This is a genomic window from Nocardia sp. IFM 10818 (assembly GCF_054655275.1).
On the sequence record NZ_BAAHJH010000001.1, the window covers coordinates 3,909,069 to 3,926,171 of the forward strand.

General features: G+C 68.5%; 17 protein-coding genes. 11 read left to right on the forward strand and 6 right to left on the reverse strand.

The genetic code is table 11. From position 1 onward, the window contains the following. Nucleotides 1–18: 18 nt before the first annotated feature. From ACYQ5L_RS17745 to ACYQ5L_RS17755, 3 genes are all read right to left on the reverse strand, one after another. On the reverse strand, nt 19–912 hold the full coding sequence (locus ACYQ5L_RS17745; protein WP_459958800.1) for a CPBP family intramembrane glutamic endopeptidase: 894 nt from the start codon (nt 910–912) through the stop codon (nt 19–21). 78 nt (nt 913–990) lie between these two features. After that, nucleotides 991–1,611 carry a PadR family transcriptional regulator gene (locus tag ACYQ5L_RS17750; protein WP_459958801.1) on the reverse strand — a complete coding sequence of 207 codons (621 nt, stop codon included), beginning with the start codon at nt 1,609–1,611 and terminating at the stop codon, nt 991–993. Nucleotides 1,612–1,632: 21 nt separating this feature from the next. After that, nucleotides 1,633–3,456: a PDR/VanB family oxidoreductase gene (locus ACYQ5L_RS17755; RefSeq protein ID WP_459958802.1), complete on the reverse strand. Its 1,824-nt coding sequence runs from the start codon at nt 3,454–3,456 to the stop codon at nt 1,633–1,635. A 232-nt stretch (nt 3,457–3,688) separates the two neighbouring features. On the opposite strand from ACYQ5L_RS17755, the gene ACYQ5L_RS17760 reads away from it, so the two are divergent. The 8 genes from ACYQ5L_RS17760 (at nt 3,689) to ACYQ5L_RS17795 (ending at nt 12,375) form a co-directional block, all read left to right on the forward strand. Continuing rightward, on the forward strand, nt 3,689–4,882 hold the full coding sequence (locus tag ACYQ5L_RS17760) for a sensor histidine kinase (RefSeq protein WP_459958803.1): 1,194 nt from the start codon (nt 3,689–3,691) through the stop codon (nt 4,880–4,882). Then, nucleotides 4,879–5,538 carry a response regulator gene (locus ACYQ5L_RS17765; RefSeq protein WP_459958804.1) on the forward strand — a complete coding sequence of 220 codons (660 nt, stop codon included), beginning with the start codon at nt 4,879–4,881 and terminating at the stop codon, nt 5,536–5,538. The genes ACYQ5L_RS17760 and ACYQ5L_RS17765 overlap by 4 nt, the downstream gene beginning before the upstream one ends. Nucleotides 5,539–5,820: 282 nt before the next feature. Continuing rightward, on the forward strand, nt 5,821–6,303 hold the full coding sequence (locus ACYQ5L_RS17770; RefSeq protein WP_459958805.1) for a cation:proton antiporter regulatory subunit: 483 nt from the start codon (nt 5,821–5,823) through the stop codon (nt 6,301–6,303). Between the two features lie 6 nt (nt 6,304–6,309). Continuing rightward, the gene (locus tag ACYQ5L_RS17775) at nt 6,310–7,491 is read left to right on the forward strand and encodes a cation:proton antiporter (RefSeq protein WP_459958806.1); all 1,182 of its coding nucleotides are present in this window, start codon (nt 6,310–6,312) and stop codon (nt 7,489–7,491) included. A 93-nt stretch (nt 7,492–7,584) separates the two neighbouring features. Then, nucleotides 7,585–8,499, forward strand: coding sequence for an ABC transporter ATP-binding protein (locus ACYQ5L_RS17780; protein WP_459958807.1), 915 nt, complete (start codon nt 7,585–7,587; stop codon nt 8,497–8,499). Beyond that, a complete protein-coding gene (locus ACYQ5L_RS17785) occupies nt 8,496–10,106 on the forward strand; it encodes an ABC transporter permease (protein WP_459958808.1) in 1,611 nt (536 codons plus the stop codon). The genes ACYQ5L_RS17780 and ACYQ5L_RS17785 overlap by 4 nt, the downstream gene beginning before the upstream one ends. Nucleotides 10,107–10,235: 129 nt before the next feature. Next, complete coding sequence (locus ACYQ5L_RS17790) at nt 10,236–11,426, forward strand: NAD(P)/FAD-dependent oxidoreductase (protein WP_459958809.1); 1,191 nt, start codon at nt 10,236–10,238, stop codon at nt 11,424–11,426. Between the two features lie 10 nt (nt 11,427–11,436). After that, entirely contained in the window at nt 11,437–12,375 is a 939-nt protein-coding gene (locus ACYQ5L_RS17795) for a sigma-70 family RNA polymerase sigma factor (protein ID WP_459958810.1), read from the forward strand. A gap of 154 nt (nt 12,376–12,529) precedes the next feature. Here the strand turns inward: ACYQ5L_RS17795 and ACYQ5L_RS17800 are convergent, their stop codons facing one another. The 3 genes from ACYQ5L_RS17800 to ACYQ5L_RS17810 form a co-directional block, all read right to left on the reverse strand. Next, nucleotides 12,530–13,816, reverse strand: coding sequence for an ArsB/NhaD family transporter (locus tag ACYQ5L_RS17800; protein ID WP_459958811.1), 1,287 nt, complete (start codon nt 13,814–13,816; stop codon nt 12,530–12,532). A 40-nt stretch (nt 13,817–13,856) separates the two neighbouring features. Continuing rightward, nucleotides 13,857–14,303: a CBS domain-containing protein gene (locus ACYQ5L_RS17805; RefSeq protein WP_459958812.1), complete on the reverse strand. Its 447-nt coding sequence runs from the start codon at nt 14,301–14,303 to the stop codon at nt 13,857–13,859. Between the two features lie 222 nt (nt 14,304–14,525). Beyond that, nucleotides 14,526–15,104: a DUF6653 family protein gene (locus tag ACYQ5L_RS17810; RefSeq protein WP_479684939.1), complete on the reverse strand. Its 579-nt coding sequence runs from the start codon at nt 15,102–15,104 to the stop codon at nt 14,526–14,528. Nucleotides 15,105–15,156: 52 nt separating this feature from the next. On the opposite strand from ACYQ5L_RS17810, the gene ACYQ5L_RS17815 reads away from it, so the two are divergent. From ACYQ5L_RS17815 to ACYQ5L_RS17825, 3 genes are read left to right on the forward strand one after another with little or no spacing between them, the layout of a single operon-like run. After that, nucleotides 15,157–15,441 (forward strand): AbrB/MazE/SpoVT family DNA-binding domain-containing protein, encoded by a 285-nt coding sequence (locus ACYQ5L_RS17815; RefSeq protein ID WP_459963457.1) that lies wholly within the window; start codon nt 15,157–15,159, stop codon nt 15,439–15,441. Nucleotides 15,442–15,460: 19 nt separating this feature from the next. Next, nucleotides 15,461–16,360, forward strand: a complete 900-nt coding sequence (locus ACYQ5L_RS17820; RefSeq protein WP_459958814.1) for an ABC transporter ATP-binding protein — start codon at nt 15,461–15,463, stop codon at nt 16,358–16,360. Next, nucleotides 16,357–17,103 (forward strand): ABC transporter permease, encoded by a 747-nt coding sequence (locus tag ACYQ5L_RS17825; protein ID WP_459958815.1) that lies wholly within the window; start codon nt 16,357–16,359, stop codon nt 17,101–17,103. The genes ACYQ5L_RS17820 and ACYQ5L_RS17825 overlap by 4 nt, the downstream gene beginning before the upstream one ends.

The following is a 17,103-nucleotide window of genomic DNA, read 5'->3' on the forward strand; positions in this document are numbered from 1 at the left end:
CTCGAACGGTCGGCGCGATCATCGACCGGCGGTTAGCCCCTGCGCCCCGAGTGGCGGCATCGAATCCGGCCGAGTCATCGCTGTGCTGAGCCGTCCGGTGCAGACGATCCAGCCCGCGACCGCCCCGAGCGGCACGGCCAGCAGCAGGGTGACCAGGGTGTCGCCCAGGGGTTCCGCCAGCAGATCGCCGACCAGCAGGGACAGCACCAGGTTGTTGCCGGCGTGCGCGAGGCTGGGCACCCAGATGGTGCGGCTGCGCAGGTAGAGCCAGGTGAGGATGATCTCCTGGGAGAGGAACGACACTGTCCACACGGCCAGCCCGGCGAACACATCGCCGAAATGGACGTAGCCGATGAAGGCCAGCGGGTAGTGCCAGGACGCCCAGATGAGACCCGTTGCGGTGACCGACGCGAGAGGTCGTCCCGGGAACAATCGCGGGCGCAGGTATCCGGTCCAGCCGAACTCCTCGCCGAAGTACAGCGGCGTCAGCACGATCACCGCCGTCAACAGGATCGGCGTCAGTCCGGTGATCGGAATACCGAAATCCGAATCCAGCCATGAGGAGTCCGGCCACCACAACCGGATCAGCACGGCCACGGCAATGCTGGCCACCGCCAGGACCAGCGGACCGAGCCACGCGATCAGATACCACCGGAGTTCGCGAAACCGCGGCGCCAGACCGGCATCGGCGAACCCCTCCCGCGTCACCCAGCGCCGGACGACCAGCGCCGCGACCGCCGGCGCTACCGCCATCGGCAACTGCACGATCGGATTGATCACCGAAAACCCCAGCCACACCACCGCGAACAACAACCAGAGCCAGGAGATCCCGAAGGCGAGCAGCAGAAATACCGCCACCCCCACCGGATTCGCGACCGCTGACCGTCGTTGCCCTGCTCGTCCATCGACCATGCTTCGATCCCACCGCGTCCGGCGACGAAGATCAGCGGTGCGAGCCCCCCTGATTCGAGGTGTAGCGAGCTACACCGCTCAGCCGGCCGGATCGCCGGGAATGCTCCTGGCGGCGTGGAACTTCCGCCAGAATTCACCCAGCGCCGCCGGATCGTCCTCGATCAACTCGCGGAAGCGGTCGATGAATCGCAGTTCGGCTTCGATCAATTCGAGGCGGTAGCGGTATTCGATGAGAAACAGCGCATCGACCTCCCGTGCCCGGTCGAGAACCGCATGCTGTTGCGCGGCCTGGTCCTCGAGGGCCTGCCGGCGCTGTGCGAGCAGCGCGGGAACATCCTCCGGCGGCAGCACGACAATGAGGGACAGCGCCGCCTCGAATTGCCGATACTCCTTGCCCGGCACCGCGACCATCTCCCGCATATGGTCCCGCAGCCGCTCCTCACCGGCCGCCGTCGGGGTGTAGACGGTCCGCTCCGGCCGCTGCCCGTCGCGCTCGGTATGCACCGCGGTGATATACCCGGCGCGAGCGAGCTGGTCCACGACCATGTAGAGCGACGCGTGCTTGTAACCGATATTCCGATCGGCATTGCGCTGCTTGAGCAATTTCCCGATCTCGTACGGGTGCATGGGCCGCTCGAGCAGATAGGCGAGCACCGTGAGCGCGAGCGGATTGTGCAACGGGTCCCGCCGAGTCGCCACGGGCCCCTCCTCGATCACCGGCTACACGTCGAGCTCGATGCGCTCGCTGCGCGCACGAGACACGCAGGGATAGATGATATCGACCCGGTCCCGCTCACCGGCCTGCAGCACATCGTCACGATGATCGGGCACCCCGGCCAGCACCCGGGTGGCGCAGCTCCCGCAGACGCCGTCCTCGCAGGACAGATCGACGGTGGGATCGACCTCCTGAATGGCGGCGAGCAGCGTCCGGTCGGCGGGCACCTGGACGACGACACCGGAACGGCGCAGCACGGCCTGGAACGGCGTGGCGGCCTCGTTCGCGCGATTGCTCGCGGCGAAGCGCTCGGCGTGCACGGCCACGTCCGGGCGTTGCGCCGCAGCGCTTTCCACGGCGCGCAGCAGACCTTCGGGACCGCAGCAGTACACCGCCGCATGGCGTGGCGCTCCGCCCACCAGCGCCGCGAGGTCCGGCCGGGCGTGCGTATCGCCCGGCAGCAGCGTCACCCGATCCGCGTACTGCCCGCGCAGCGCGGCCGCGAATGCCATGGCCGCCAACGACCTGCCGCGATAGATCAGCCGCCAGTCGGCCGCGGAACGAGACAGCCGGTGAATCATCGGCAGGAACGGCGTGATCCCGATACCGCCCGCGACGAACACATACGCGGGCGCGTCGACGAGCGGAAAGTTGTTGCGCGGCCCCCGGATACCGACGCTCATCCCGGCGCGCAGCCCGTGGATCTCCGTCGACCCGCCGCGGCCCGCGGGCTCGTTCAGGACCGCGATCCGATAACAGCCGCGGTCGTCCGGATCGCCGTAGAGCGAGTACTGCCGCACCCGCCCCGACGGCAGCACCACATCGATGTGCGCACCCGGCTGCCACTCCGGCAGCGGCTCCTCCCCGACGGCTCGCAAGGTCAAAGCGATTGTCCCCGTCGCGAGTTCACGGCGATCCGCCACCGTCGCACGAATCTCCCGCGTGGCCGCGCGCGCCGGCAGCAGCCGCCGGCCCCGCCTGGTCTTCCCGCCCGGCTTGTACAACGACAACAGCACCGCGATCACCAGCGCGAGCAATGAGGACCCGAACCCCCAGAAGACCACATCGGCGCCGCCGGTGAGATCCGCGGTCGTGCCGCCCGTGGCGGCCAGCCGCACGGCTTCCGCATGCGCCTGCTCCAGTGCGTCGTGCAGGAATCCGAACGCCATCACCAGCACGCCCACGGCAATGGTCAACTTGATCGTCACCCAGTAATACCTGATCAGCCCCCACCCGGTCGTCACGCCGAGCGCGAGCCCGGTGAGGACGGTGGCGAAATTCGCCCACGGCAGCAGCGTGACGTCGAAGAGCGTCATGAGCTCGTAGGTGGTCACGCTGGTCTCGAGGGTCCCGGTCGTCATGGCCACCACCGCCATGGCCGTAATGGTCAGCGCGATACCCACCCAGCAGGCCGCCGCGACGGCGTGCGCCGCGACCAGCGCCTTGCGCGGTCCGGGCCGCAACTGTCCGGCCAGCCGCGCGACAGCCGGTACGACGAGCCAAGTCGCGAACATCGCCGCTCCATCGCCAATGGCGAACGCCTGCAGCACGGTCGCGACGATCAGCGCCCAGCCCAGCGTCGTCACCAGTGGCCGCGGGACCTGCGGCCACCCCGTCACGAGCGCTGCCAGTCCACCGGCGAGCGCGGCGAGGAAGTACCACATCGGAGCGACCGCATCCGGCAGATACGGCGGGAACAACGGCGGTAGCTGCGCGGCGACGAGCGCGAGAATCGCGAAGCCCGCCAAGTTGTTTCGCGCTCCGGTCGCGGGCCGAGCGGACGGGCGGGCAGGTCGGGTGGCCGGGCGAACAGCGGTCTGGGTCTGCATGGTGCGTCTCCGCGAACTCTATTAGTCGATATCGACTATTCGAGTATGTGCGCCGAACTTGCCCGTCGCCATCGGGAATCACCCTGATACCGGGAAAATCGCAGCGCGGAGCCGGCCGCTCCTCACCCCCGTGGTGCGGGGCCGTCATACCTGAGAGTGATATTCCAAGACCCCTCCGCAGCGGGATGCCGCGGGCGGCAGCGGTTTCTAGCGTCCACAGGGTGAGGAAAGCTTGCCGATCGCGTCGACGCCCGAGCCCGCCGTGGCCGATAGTGATCTCATGACCTGGCTGACCCGAGCGGGCCCGCGGCCATGGTGGGCACCGGTTTTCGCCGCCACGCTGGTGCTCGGCGTGGCGGTGTTCGGCATCGTCACGCACACGCTCATGTCCGATACCGGTCTGTCCGACCGCCGCGCCCTCGGGCTGGCCCTGGTCCAAGCCCTCGCACTGGTGCTGGCGGTGCGGCTTCCGGTGATCGCATGGGCCGCGTCGGCGGCGGCGGTGTCACTGGCGTCGTTCTGGTCCGGCACCGGCCTCTGGGTGGACGCCATGGCCAACAGCTATCTGATGGTGCTCGGCGTCATCGCGCTGACCGTGCCTACCCGGCACGCGGCGGCGTACTGGGGCGCGACCATAGCCGCCGGGCTCGGCCTGGCCGCCGCGCTCCGCCCGCGAGCCTGGCTGCCGGACCTCCTCGAATTCGCGGTCCTGGCCGGCCTGGTCCTGCTCGCCGGCGCCGCGGTGCGCGGCCTGGCGGTGGCCCGGCGCGGACTGCGCGACCAGGAGCAGGCCATGGCCCGCCAGCGCGAGCGAAACGCGGTGCTGGAGGAGCGAACCCGCATTGCTCGCGAACTCCACGATGTGGTCGCGCACCACATGTCGGTGATCGCCCTGCAGGCCGAGGCCGCGCCGTTGCGGGATCCGGAATCCGCGCCGCAGACCTTCGCCGCCATTCGCGAGAGCGCCGTGATCGGGCTCGCGGATATGCGGCGCATCCTCGGCGTCCTGCGTTCCGCCGACACCGGCACGGCTCCCGCGCCCACTCTCGCCGATATCGGCGGCATGGTGGAACTGGTGCGCGGCACCGGAACTCACATCGATCTGGACGTCGAGGGCGATCTCTCGGCCGCCCCGCCCGGCGTCGGCCTGTCGGCCTACCGCATCGCGCAGGAGGCGCTGAGCAATGCCGTCCGGCACGCGCCCGGCGCACCCGTGCACGCGCGAATCACGCTGGACGACAGCCAGATTCGAGTTGACATCGACAACCCGCTCACCGGCCCGGCGCTCACTGCCGGGCGCGGGGGTCATGGTCTCACCGGAATGCGCGAGCGCGCAGCGGCTTTCGGCGGCGCCTGCACCGCCGGGCCGACCGGCGACGGCCGTTTCGTGGTCTCGGTCACGCTGCCGTTGCGGGAGCCGCGATGACATCCATCCGAGTCGTCGTCGCCGACGACCAGCACGTGGTCCGGGAGAGCCTGGCGGTGTTGCTGAATGCCCAGCCCGGCATCGAGGTGGTCGGTCAGGCCGCCGACGGCGAGCAGGCCGTCGCCGAGATCGCGCGATCCCGGCCGGACATCGTGTTGATGGATGTCCGCATGCCCATCCTGGACGGCCTGGAGGCCGCCGCGCACATCACCGCGGCCGACCACCCACCGAAGATCATCATGCTCACCACCTTCGACCTCGACGAATACGTCTACGCCGCCTTGCGCGCCGGCGCCAGCGGCTTCCTGCTGAAAGACGTCTCCGCGCACGCTCTCGGCGATGCCGTGCGCGCGGTGGCCCGCGGCGACGCCATGCTCGCGCCCTCGGTGACCCGTCGCCTGCTGGAGCGGTTCACCCGATTCCCGGATCGGTTCGCGCCGCTGGTCCAGCGATCCGAGGAGCTGACCGCCCGCGAGAACGACGTCCTGGTTCTCATCGCCCGCGGCCTGTCCAATGCCGAAATCGCCGGAGAACTGGTCATTTCCGAGCAAACCGTCAAAACCCACGTGGGCCGCATTCTCGACAAACTGCACCTGCGCGACCGCACCCAGGCCGCGATCTACGCCTACGAGGCCCGCCTGATCCAGCCCGGCTGAGCGCCGGAAGCGGATGGACGCCAGCGGGATTCGTCACATTCGACTTCTAAAACGGGCGACCGGTTTGCCAGACCGGCATCTTTACGGAATCATTACCTACCAGGTGGGCCGGGAAATCTGGTCGGCAAGGGACTCCACGAGTCCGTTTCATCGTGGATCGACCCGAAAGGAGCCGCCCGTGGCATTCACGCATTCCGCGTATTCGACAATGCCGTACCTCTCTCCCCGGACGGCGGGCCGCTAGCCGAACGGCTGTACGCGGCGCCGGTTAGGGTGGGATGTGTGAACGTCGAGGTTACACAGCTGCCCGGCATCGGGGTGCGCAAGGAATTCTCACTGTCGGGCGCCCGTCGCCGGATCGGGATCATCGATCACAAGGACGGCACGATCGACCTGATCGTGAGCAAACCCGGCAATCCCGATGCGACGGACCAGATCCCGCTGTCCGCGCAGGAGGCCACGGTGCTGGCGAATCTGCTGGGCGCACCACAATTGGTGGCGCAGCTGCGCGAGGAGCACCGCGACTACGGAGAGCTCGAGACCCGGCAGTTCACGGTGCGGAGCCGGTCACCGTATGACGGACGGCAACTGGGCGACACCCAGATGCGCTCGCGCACCACGGCTTCCATTGTGGCCGTGATGCGGGCGGGGCATGCGATTCCCTCGCCGGGCCCCGATTTCGTCTTCACCGCCGGGGATGTGTTGGTTGTTGTCGGTACGGCGGAGAGCCTAACGGCTGCCGCCAGAATTTTGACGGATGGCTGAAAGTAGATGGTGGCACACGAAACCGCGCTCGCGCTGATTCAGCTGGGCGCGGTCTTTTTTGGTCTGGGTTTGCTGGGAAGGCTCGCCGCGCGGATCGGGATGTCGCCGATCCCGTTGTACCTCATCGGCGGATTGGTGTTCGGCACGGGCGGACTGGTCGAGCTGGGGCATGTCGACGAGTTCATTCACCTGGCCAGCGAAATCGGTGTGGTGTTGCTGCTGCTGTTGCTCGGATTGGAGTACAGCGCAAGCGAACTGGTGACCGGTCTGCGGGGTTCCTGGCAGGCCGGTGTGGTCGATCTGGTGTTGAACGCGACACCCGGTGTGCTGGTGTCGTTGTGGCTCGGGTGGGGTGTGACCGGGGCGGTCGCCATGGCGGGCGTCACCTATATCTCTTCCTCGGGCATCGTGGCCAAGGTGCTCGGCGATCTCGGCCGGCTGGGCAACCGGGAGACGCCGACCATCCTGTCGATCCTGGTGTTCGAGGATCTGGTGATGGCGGCCTACCTGCCGGTGCTCACCGCCATTCTGGCCGGAGTTGGTTTCGCCGCGGGGCTGAAGACGCTCGGTATCGCGCTGGCCGCGGTGACGGTGGTGCTCGTGGTGGCATTGCGCTACGGCAGGTACGTGTCGATGATCGTCGACAGCGACGACCGCGAGATCTTCCTGCTCAAACTGCTCGGCGCGGCACTGCTGGTCGCGGGTGTCGCGTCCGCGCTGCAGGTGTCGGCGGCGGTGGGCGCCTTCCTGCTCGGCATCGCGATCTCCGATTCCACGGCCCACAATGCCACCAAACTGCTCGAACCCCTGCGGGATCTGTTCGCGGCCCTGTTCTTCGTGCTGTTCGGCCTGACCACCGATCCGCGCAGTATTCCGCCGGTGCTGGGCTGGGCGATCGTGCTGGCCGTGGTGACCACCGCCGCGAAGCTGTTCACCGGCTGGTGGGCGGCCCGGCGCGCCGGGGCCTCGCGCTACGGTCGCGCCCGGGCCGGCGCGGCCCTGGTCGCGCACGGCGAATTCTCCATTGTCATCGCGGGTTTGGCGGTCGCTGCGGGTGCGGTGCCCAGTGAGTTCGCGGCGCTGGCCACCACCTATGTGCTGCTGATGGCCGTGCTCGGTCCGATTGCCGCGCGTGTGGTGGAACCGCTGCTGCGGCAGTTCGAGCGGCCCAAGGCGGTCGTCGACTAGCGGGGTGCGAGGTTGTAGTCGCGCCTTGACGCCGGTGATGGGCGGTACCAGCATGGATGGCGGGGAGTAACAGGTCACCATGAAGGGACCGCCATGGGCAGTGCTGCCGTCATCGAAATCGCGGGGCTGAGGAAGACTTTCGGCCGCACCACGGCTCTGGGAGGATTGGATCTCATCGTGGCGCCGGGGGAGGTGCACGGTTTTCTGGGGCCGAACGGGTCGGGCAAGACCACGACCATCCGGATTCTGCTGGGCCTGCTGCGGGCCGACGCCGGAACGGTCCGGGTGCTGGGCGCCGATCCCTGGGTCGATGCGGTCGCCCTGCACGAGCGGCTGGCCTACGTCCCGGGGGAGGTGGTGTTGTGGCCGGGGATCACCGGCGGCGAGGTGATCGACCTGATGAGCCGGCTGCGCGGCGGGATCGATCGGCGGCGGCGAGACGAGCTGCTGGAACGGTTCGAACTCGATCCCCATCAGAAGGCGCGCGCGTACTCCAAGGGCAATCGGCAGAAGGTCGCCCTGGTCGCGGCGCTGGCCGGAGCCACGGAACTGCTGTTGCTGGACGAGCCGACGGCGGGTCTGGATCCCATCATGGACGCCCGATTCCGCGAGTGCGTCCGGGAGTTGACGCGGCAGGGCTGCACGGTATTGCTGTCGAGCCACATCCTGGCCGAGGTCGAGGCGCTGTGCGAGCGGGTGAGCATCATCCGCCACGGCCGCACCGTCGAGACCGGCACGCTGACCGAGCTGCGCCATCTGACGCGCACCACCATCAGCGTCGAGACCACGGGATCGCCCGCCGAGCTGGAAAAGGTGCCCGGCGTGCACGATCTGTCCGTGAACGGCTCCCACGTCCGGTTCGACGTGGACCCGGCGCATCTGGACGACGCCCTGCGGGCGGTGGCCGCACTGGGCGTGCGCGATCTCGTCAGCACGCCGCCGACGCTGGAGGACATCTTCCTGCGCCACTATCGCGACGAGGCCGAGCCGGTGGGTGAGCGCACATGACGACCGGTGTGACGGGACTGCGCGCTGACACCGCGGGGGCCGGGGTGCTGCTGCGATTCGCCGTGCGGCGGGAGCGATTCCCGCTGCTGGCGTGGCTGTGCGGGGCCGCCGCATTGCTGGCCATGCAATCGCTGAGCAGCCAGCGCTTCTACGACACCCCGGAGAAGCTCGCTCAGCTGCGCCGCACCATGGGCGGCAATGCGGCCGCCGTCGCCATGGGCGGTCCGGAACGCCTGCTGGACACCATCGGCGGTGAAGTGCTGTTCGAGGTGTTCGGCTATGTGGCGATCGTGGTCGCGCTCATGAGCATGTTCATGGTCGGCCGCCATACCCGCACCGATGAGGAGACCGGGCGGATGGAGCTCATCCGTTCCGCGCGGGTGGGTCGGCGGGCACCGGCCATTGCCGCACTGGCGCTCGCCGGTATGGCGGATCTCCTTGCCGGACTGGCGGTTTTCGCCGTCGCCGTCGGAACCGGCCTGCCGGTGGGCGGATCGATACTGCTCGGGGCCGCGATCACCGGAGTCGGGCTGACTTTCGCGGCCCTCACCGCCGTCGCCGCGCAGGTCTTCGAGAATCCGCGCAGCGTCTACGGTTCCGTGGCGTTGTGTCTCGCATTGGCCTATGTGCTGCGCGCGGTGGGTGATGTCGGCGACGGCACGCTGTCGTGGGCGTCCCCGCTGGGCTGGGGCCAGCGCACCTATCCCTATGTCGAGAATCGCTGGTGGCCACTGCTGTTGTTCGTGGTCGCGACCCTCGTCCTCACCGCGCTGGCATTCGCGCTGCTGACCCATCGCGATTTCGGCGCGGGCCTGCTGCCGTACGCCACCGGGCGGGCGCGGGCGACCTGGGCGCTGCGCTCACCGGCCGCATTGGCGTGGCGGCTGCAGCGAGGGACGTTGGCGGGCTGGGTGATCGGCGTGTTCGGGCTGGGCGCGGCCTACGGTTCCTTCGCCGACAGCATCGAGCAGTATCTCGCCGACAATCCGGAGTTCGCCGCCTTCCTGCCCGGCGGCGCGGAGGATGCGGTGAATTCCTATCTCGCGCTGTCGCTGTCGATGCTGGCGCTGCTGGTGTCCGCGTACTCGATCACCGCCGTCCTGCGCGCCCGCGCGGAGGAGGCCGACGGCCGCGCCGAACCGATCCTCGCGGCCCCGGTGAGCCGATACGCCTGGTTCGGCGGTCACCTGGGCGTGGCGCTGATCGGCAGCACGCTGGTGCTGGTCGCGGGCGGCTTCGGTCAGGGCCTGACGCACGGCCTCATGACCGGCGATGCGGGCGAACCGGCCCGGCTGGCCGCCGCCTCCCTCGCCTACCTGCCCGGCGTGTGGACCATCGCCGCCGCGGCCGCCATCGCCTTCGGCTGGCTACCGAAGATCGCGCTGCCCGTCGCCTGGTCGGTCTTCGCCTACTGCGCGGTCGCCACCCTGTTCACCGACTCCTTCGACCTGCCCGACTGGTTCGACGACGCCTCCCCGTTCGCGCACACACCCCTCGCGCCGCTCGAGGGCGTGACCGCGGCGGCGCTGCTCATCCTGTTCGGCATCGGCGCGGCGGGTATCGCGGTGGGACTGACCGGCTTCCGCCGTCGCGACGTGGGCGCCTGACCCCGCCGACCGTGCGGGTATCCACCGGGACCCGCCCGTTCGCAGGGTGACGGGCGTCACCGAAAGATGCTGTCAGGAATTCGGGGCCTGTCTCGTTCAGAGTGCACGCGAACCAGACAGGAGCGAATCATGAAGCACCGCATCGTCGTCCTCGGAGCCGGATACGCCGGAGCCTTCACCGCCGGATACCTGGCCCGCACCCTGCACGCCGACGACGTCGACATCACCGTGGTCAATGCCGAAGCCGATTTCGTGGAGCGGCTGCGCCTGCACCAGCTCGCCGCCGGACACGAGCTGCCGCACCGGCCGCTGGCGGAAGTATTCGCCGGCACCGGCATTCGGCTGCGGCTGGCACGGGTGACCGGTGTCGACGCCGAGCACCGGACCGTCACTGTCGTGGACGGCGAGGGCATCGGCGAGCTCGAATACGACACCCTGCTCTACGCGCTCGGCAGCACCGTCGCCGACCACGGTGTTCCCGGCGTCGCCGAGCATGCCTTCCATGTAGCGGGCCGGCCGTCCGCGCTGCGGCTGCGCGCCCGCCTGGACGAGCTGGGCGAGAACGGGAAGGTGCTGGTCGTCGGCGGCAACCTGACCGCCATCGAAGCCGTCACCGAAATCGCCGAAGCCCGCCCGGGACTCGAGGTGAGCCTCGCCACCAGCGGTGAGCTGGCCGGCTGGCTGGGTCCGAAGGCCCGCCGTCACCTGCTGCGCGCCTTCGACCGGTTCGGCATCACGCTGCACGAGCACACCGCGATCGAGCGCGTCGAGCAGACGGGCGCGGTCGCCGCCGACGGCACCGTCTTCGCCTCGGACGCGACCGTGTGGGCGGCCGGTTTCGCCGTGCACCCGATCGCCGCCGCCAGCGGACTCGCGGTGGAAGCCAACGGGCAGATCACGGTCGACCGTCAGATGCGGTCGATCTCGCACCCGAATGTGTACGTGGCAGGTGACAGCGTCTTCGTCATCGGCGAGAACGGACAGCCCCTGCCGATGTCCTGTGCTTCAGCGGGATTCACCGGCTCGCAGGCGGCGGCCGCGATCGTCGGGGATCTGACCGGCCGCAAGATCAAGGCGACCGCGCTGGCCTATGTCGGCAACCACATCAGCCTCGGGCGCAAGGACGGGATCTTCCAGCTGGTCGACGGTGACGCGCACTCGAAGTCCGGGGCCCTGTGCGGCCGGTCGGCGGCGCGGGTCAAGGCGGCGATCGTGGCGACCAGCGCCTGGGCCATCAGCCGCCCGACCTACGGCATGCCGAGCCGCCGGCACCGGTTGGCAACCACCCCAGCGCATTCGGTCGACATGGTCCCCGCATAGATTGGTGGCCATGGACACTGCCACCGTGGCGAGATTCGAGGCCAGCCGGAATCGGCTGGCCTGCCTGGCCTACCGTCTGCTCGGATCGGCCGCCGACGCCGAGGACACGGTGCAGGACGCGTTCCTGCGGTGGCAGGCCGCCGACCGGGACCACATCGAGGTCCCCGAGGCCTGGCTGACCAAGATCGTCACGAATCTGGCGCTCGACCGCCTCCGTTCGGCGAAACTGCGGCACGAACGCGCGGTCGGCGCCTGGATGCCCGAACCGCTGCTCGACGGCGACCCGATGCTGGGTCCCGCCGACACCGTCGAGCAGCGTGAGTCGGTGACCCTGGCGGTGCTCACCCTCATGGAGCGCCTGTCGCCGGTCCAACGAGCCGTTTACGTTCTGCACGAAGCCTTTTCCTACAGCCATGCCGAAATCGCCGAGATCCTCGGCATCACCGAGTCCGCGAGCCAGCAGCACATCCACCGCGCCCGACGCCGGATCTCCGCCGCCCGCAACGGAATCGGCACCGACCAAGCCTCCGCCCGCCGAATCGTCGAGGCGTTCATCGACGCCGCCTCCTCCGGCCGCACCGAACAATTGGTGGCTCTGCTGACCGCCGATGCGACCGGCGTCTCCGACGGCGCCGGGGGATTGGCCGAGAAGCTCATCCGGTACCTGAACCCCGAACAGATCGCCGCCGCGGTGCGGGCCGGCCTGAAACCGACTCCGGCCAAACGCAAACTCGCCGGCGGCTCGCCGTCCATCCATGCGGGTGTTGTCAACGGTTGCCCGGCCATGCTTTTCACGATCGACGGCCGGGTCGCGGGCGTGCTGATCCTGGAAATGCGTGACGACAAGATCGCGGGCGTCCGCGGCATCGCCGCCCCGGCCCGCATCGCTCGTCTCAGCGCGGCATGGCAGCGGCGGGAGCACGATGCTCCGCTGATCGAGTCATGGTGACGGACCGAGGCGTTCACCGCACCGTCCGCCCAGGGCCCCTCGGTACGGCGACAAATCCATGATCGCCTGCGGGAGGTCCATGATGGTCCGAAGAAGGACAGGATCATGGCGAATCCGAACAGCGCCGCCGCGAACTCTTCGGTGAGGAGATCGGTCAGCCGAGTGCGAAGTAGCGCAGCCACAGGTACGGTGCCGCGATCGCGATGGTGATCGCGGTGACGACGGCGCCCTTGCGGGTGAACTCCCAGAAGGAGATCGGGTGGTCGGAGCGGCGGGCGATGCCGAGCATGACCACATTGGCGCTGGCGCCGATGGCGGTGAGATTGCCGCCGAAGTCGGCGCCGAGCGCCAGCGACCACCACAGCGCGCCGGCCTGGGGATGGTCGAGGCTGCCGACGAGGTCGGCCACGATCGGGCTCATGGTGGCGACGTACGGAATGTTGTCGATGATGCCCGACAGCAGGGCCGAGACGACCAGGATGAGCATGGTGGCCAGCAGGGCGTCGCCGCCGGTGGCCTCGGTGGCCAGCTCGGCGAGGCGTTCGATCACGCCGGTCTTCACCAGGGCGCCCACCATGATGAACAGGCCCGCGAAGAACAACAGGGTCTCCCACTCCACCGCGGAGAGGTAATCGCGCTGGGGGAGTTGGGATATCAGGACCAGCACACCGGCGCCGAGCAGGGCGACCACGGACGGCTCGACGTGCAGGACGGAATGCCCGATGAATCCGGTGAACACCGCCGCCAGCACCACCGCGCACTTCACCAGCAGCCTGCCGTCGCGAATGGTTTCGCGTTCGTCGAGGGACATGATGTCGGCGACGCGTTCGGGATCGACGGTGAACGAGCCGCGGAACAGGCGCGGCAGAATCAGCGTGAACACCGCCAGCTCGATCACCACGATCGGGGCCATGTGGATCAGGAAGTCGTTGAACGACAACCCGGCCCGGCTGCCGATGATGATGTTGGGCGGATCTCCGATGAGCGTGGCCGCGCCGCCGATATTCGACGCCAGCACCTCCGCGATGAGGAAGGGTACCGGGTTGATCGCCAGCCGATCGCACACCAGCAGCGTCACGGGGGCGATGAGCAGGACGGTGGTGACATTGTCGAGGAATGCCGAGGCGACCGCCGTGATGAGCACCAGCAGGATCATGATGCGCAGCGCGGATCCCTTGGCGCGCTTGGCCGCCCAGATGGCCGTGTACTCGAACGCGCCGGTCTGGCGCAGCACCCCGACGATGATCATCATGCCGAGCAGCAGGAAGATGACATCCCAGTCGATGCCGGTCTCGTGGGAGAAGAAGGCGTGTTCGGAGTCGGTGACGCCCAGTGCCAGCACGATGGCGGCGCCGCCGAGTGCCGCGGTGGTCTTCGGAACCCGTTCGCTGGCAATGAGAATGTAGGCCACGGTGAATACCGCCACCGCCACGGCGGTCATCGGGGTCCGCCCCCGATGCGGTCCCGGATACGGGGCGGGATCAGGAGTAGCGCAACATCGCGGCCAGCAGCCGGGACGCGGTGATCACGCCCGCGAGAGCGCCGTTGTCCATGACGGCGATGATCGGGGAGCGGGATCGGGCCATCAGCGCCGCGACCTCGAGCACGGTGTCGTCGGCTCGGACCGGCGGGATCTCGCTGAACTTCTCGGGGATGACATCGCGAACCTTCTTGCCGCGCAGCTTCTCCGCGATCCGGTCGGACATGGCCTCGTTCAGGACCCCCGCCAGCGACGGATCGTCCTGCACATAGGTCGGGACCAGGAACCGCACGACCTGGGAGGCGGGCAGGATGGCCTGTGGCTCGCCCTTGCCGTCGACGACCACCAGACCGGGCAGCCGATGTTCGGCGAGCAGCCGAGCCGCATCCAAGGCGGTGGTGTCCAGACCGACCACCGGGTATTCCTCGGCGATTTGAGCAGCGTGCACACGTGCAGAATACGACTCGGCGGGTTGTCGCCGAGAGGAAAGACGTCGAGGTGGAGCGCATATCCGTCACGCCGACTCCGGTTTCGTCGGGTCACGGTCCGAGGGGTTTCGGACCGCGTATCGCCGACCAGACTTCCCGGCACGCCTACATAAAGATGCCGTAAAAAACGGCCCAAGAGCAAGTCGAACTGCCGTTGACGAACACCATATTCGGAAAGATGGCTACCTCGCTTCCGAGCCGCGCACGACGGGTTCGCGGGCCGAAGGCGTGAGCCTGCGTTCGAAGTAGCGGGCCATCTGTTCCCAGTACACGAGTAGCAGCGCCATCTGCACCAGCGTCGCGACCGCGGCGGGCAGCAGTCGCCGGCGCCGGGCCGAGATCACTGCGACGAGACCGGCCGCAGTGGCGGCGGCGTTCACCGCGAGTGCGGCGTCCCTGGGCCGCTCGGTGATCCACCGCTCCTCGCCCAGTATCACGCGGGTCGCCCAGGCCCGGTCGTCGGCGGGGCGCGGGAAGATCACCGGATTCACGGCGAGCCAGACGCCGACCACCGCCGCATGACTCGGCCGCCGGGTCCACACCGGTACGAGCACCAGCGGGGTACTCGCCCACCGGGTCCACGCGCTCCACGGGTTCGAGTGCCGCGCGAACACCACCCGGCGCCACTTCACCAGTTGCCCAGCCATACCGAATCTCCGTGTCATCCCGTCGCCGTCACCCCGGCGACCACTTCCACCGTAACCACGGTCGCGTCCGGACCTGCGCCATAGATAAAGAGTGGAATCCCCGGTCCAACACATGATCTGCACGATATGCTTTGTAAATCATGTACGCGGGAAGGCGGGTGTGCTGATGGCGGACGGGGATGCGGTTTCCTATGGGCCCGGCGGGCGCGGGTTCTACGGGGCGGTCACGATCAGTGAGCGGGGGCAGATCGTGATTCCGGCGCAGGCGCGGCGTGATCACGGGATTGCGGCGGGGGACAAGTTGCTGGTGCTCGGGGATCCGGAGCAGGGGCTGGCATTGATGAAGCTCGAGGTGCTGATGCGCAACTTGCAGGGGTCGTCGGAATTGTTGCGGCAGATCCTCGAGCAATCCCAAGGAGGTTCCGCGCGAACGGAACCCGATGATGCGTGACGCGATCGTGTGCCGGAATGTGGGGAAGAGTTACGGTGGGCTGCGGGCTGTCGACGGCGTGTCCTTCGCGGTGCGCGCGGGCGAGATATTCGGCATGATCGGGCCGAACGGGGCCGGTAAGACCACGCTCATGGAGTGCGTCGAGGGGATGCGCCGGCCCGATGCCGGCACCATCGAGGTACTCGGGCTGGACCCGATCGGTGATGCGCGAGAACTGCGGGAGCGCATAGGGATTCAGCTCCAGTCCGCGGCGTTGCCGACACGGGTGAAAACCGGTGAGGCGCTCGAACTGTTCGCTTCGTTCTACGATCAACCGGCCGACTGGCGTGCGCTGCTGACGCGATTAGGGCTGCGGGGCAAGGCGAATGTCTATATCGACAAGCTGTCGGGCGGGCAGCGGCAGCGGGTGTTCATCGCCTTGGCGCTGCTCAACAATCCCGACGTGGTGTTTCTCGACGAGCTCACCACCGCGCTGGATCCGCAAGCCCGCCTGGCGATCTGGGACATCATCCGCGATATTCGCGATCGCGGCGCCACGGTCTTCCTCACCACGCATTCCATGGCGGAGGCCGAACAGCTCTGCGACCGCGTCGCCATCGTCGATCACGGTCGTCTCGTCGCGCTGGGTACCGTGCCGGAGCTGGTCGCGGGTATCGCGGCCGAGAGCAGCCTGAGTTTCACCGTCGCCGGCGAGGCGCCGATCGATCGGATCGGCGCGGTGGCCGGCGTGACGCGCATCGATCGATCGGGGTCGCGAATCACGGTGCACGGGAAGGGAAACCGCTATCCGCAGGGTGTGATCGAGGTGCTCTCGGCGGCCGATCTGTGGGCCCGGGACCTGCGCACCGACCAGGCCGGGCTCGAAGAGGTCTTCCTCGCCCTGACCGGTCGCCGGATGCGAGAGGAGCGAGCGGCATGAGCGCGGCCTTCGCCAAACTCCTGGAGATCCAGACCAAGCGGACGCTGCGGGAACCTGCCGCCGCCTTCTTCATGGTCGCCTTCGGCCCCTTGTTCGTCGTGCTCATGGGCACGGTGTTCGGCAATGCTCCCGCCGCGGAATTCGACGGCCGCGGCTACCTCGACGCCAATCTGGTCGGCTTCTCCGCGATCGTCATCGCGATCGTCAGCCTGATCCTGGTGCCCGTCGATATCGTCTCCCAGCGGGAGAACGGCTCGCTGCGCCGCTTCCGCGCCACCCCGCTGCGCCCGCTGACCTACATCGCCGCCGACGTGCTCGTCCGATTCACGGTCTGCCTGTTCAGCATCGGCGCGATGATCGGTATCGGAGTCCTCGTCTTCGGCGCCCGTCCGCACGGCAATCCGCTCGCGGTGCTGGCAGCGGTCGCGCTCGGCGTGCTCGCCTTCCTCGCGGTCGGGTACGCCCTCGCCGCGCTGCTGCCGAGTCAGGCGGTCGCGCAGACCATCGGGAATGTGCTGGTCTACCCGTTGATCTTTCTCTCCGGCGCCGCGGTTCCTCTCGCCGTCCTCCCCGATGGCGTCCGGCGGGCGGCCGAGTTCTCGCCGCTCACCCAGTTGGTCACCTGGCTGCAGGGGTTGTGGAGCAATGGCGCCTGGTCCGATGGTCGGTTGCCGCTCGCGCTGCTGCTCGGGATTCTGGCGGGCGCGACGGCCGTCGCGACCCGCTGGTTCCGCTGGGAGTGA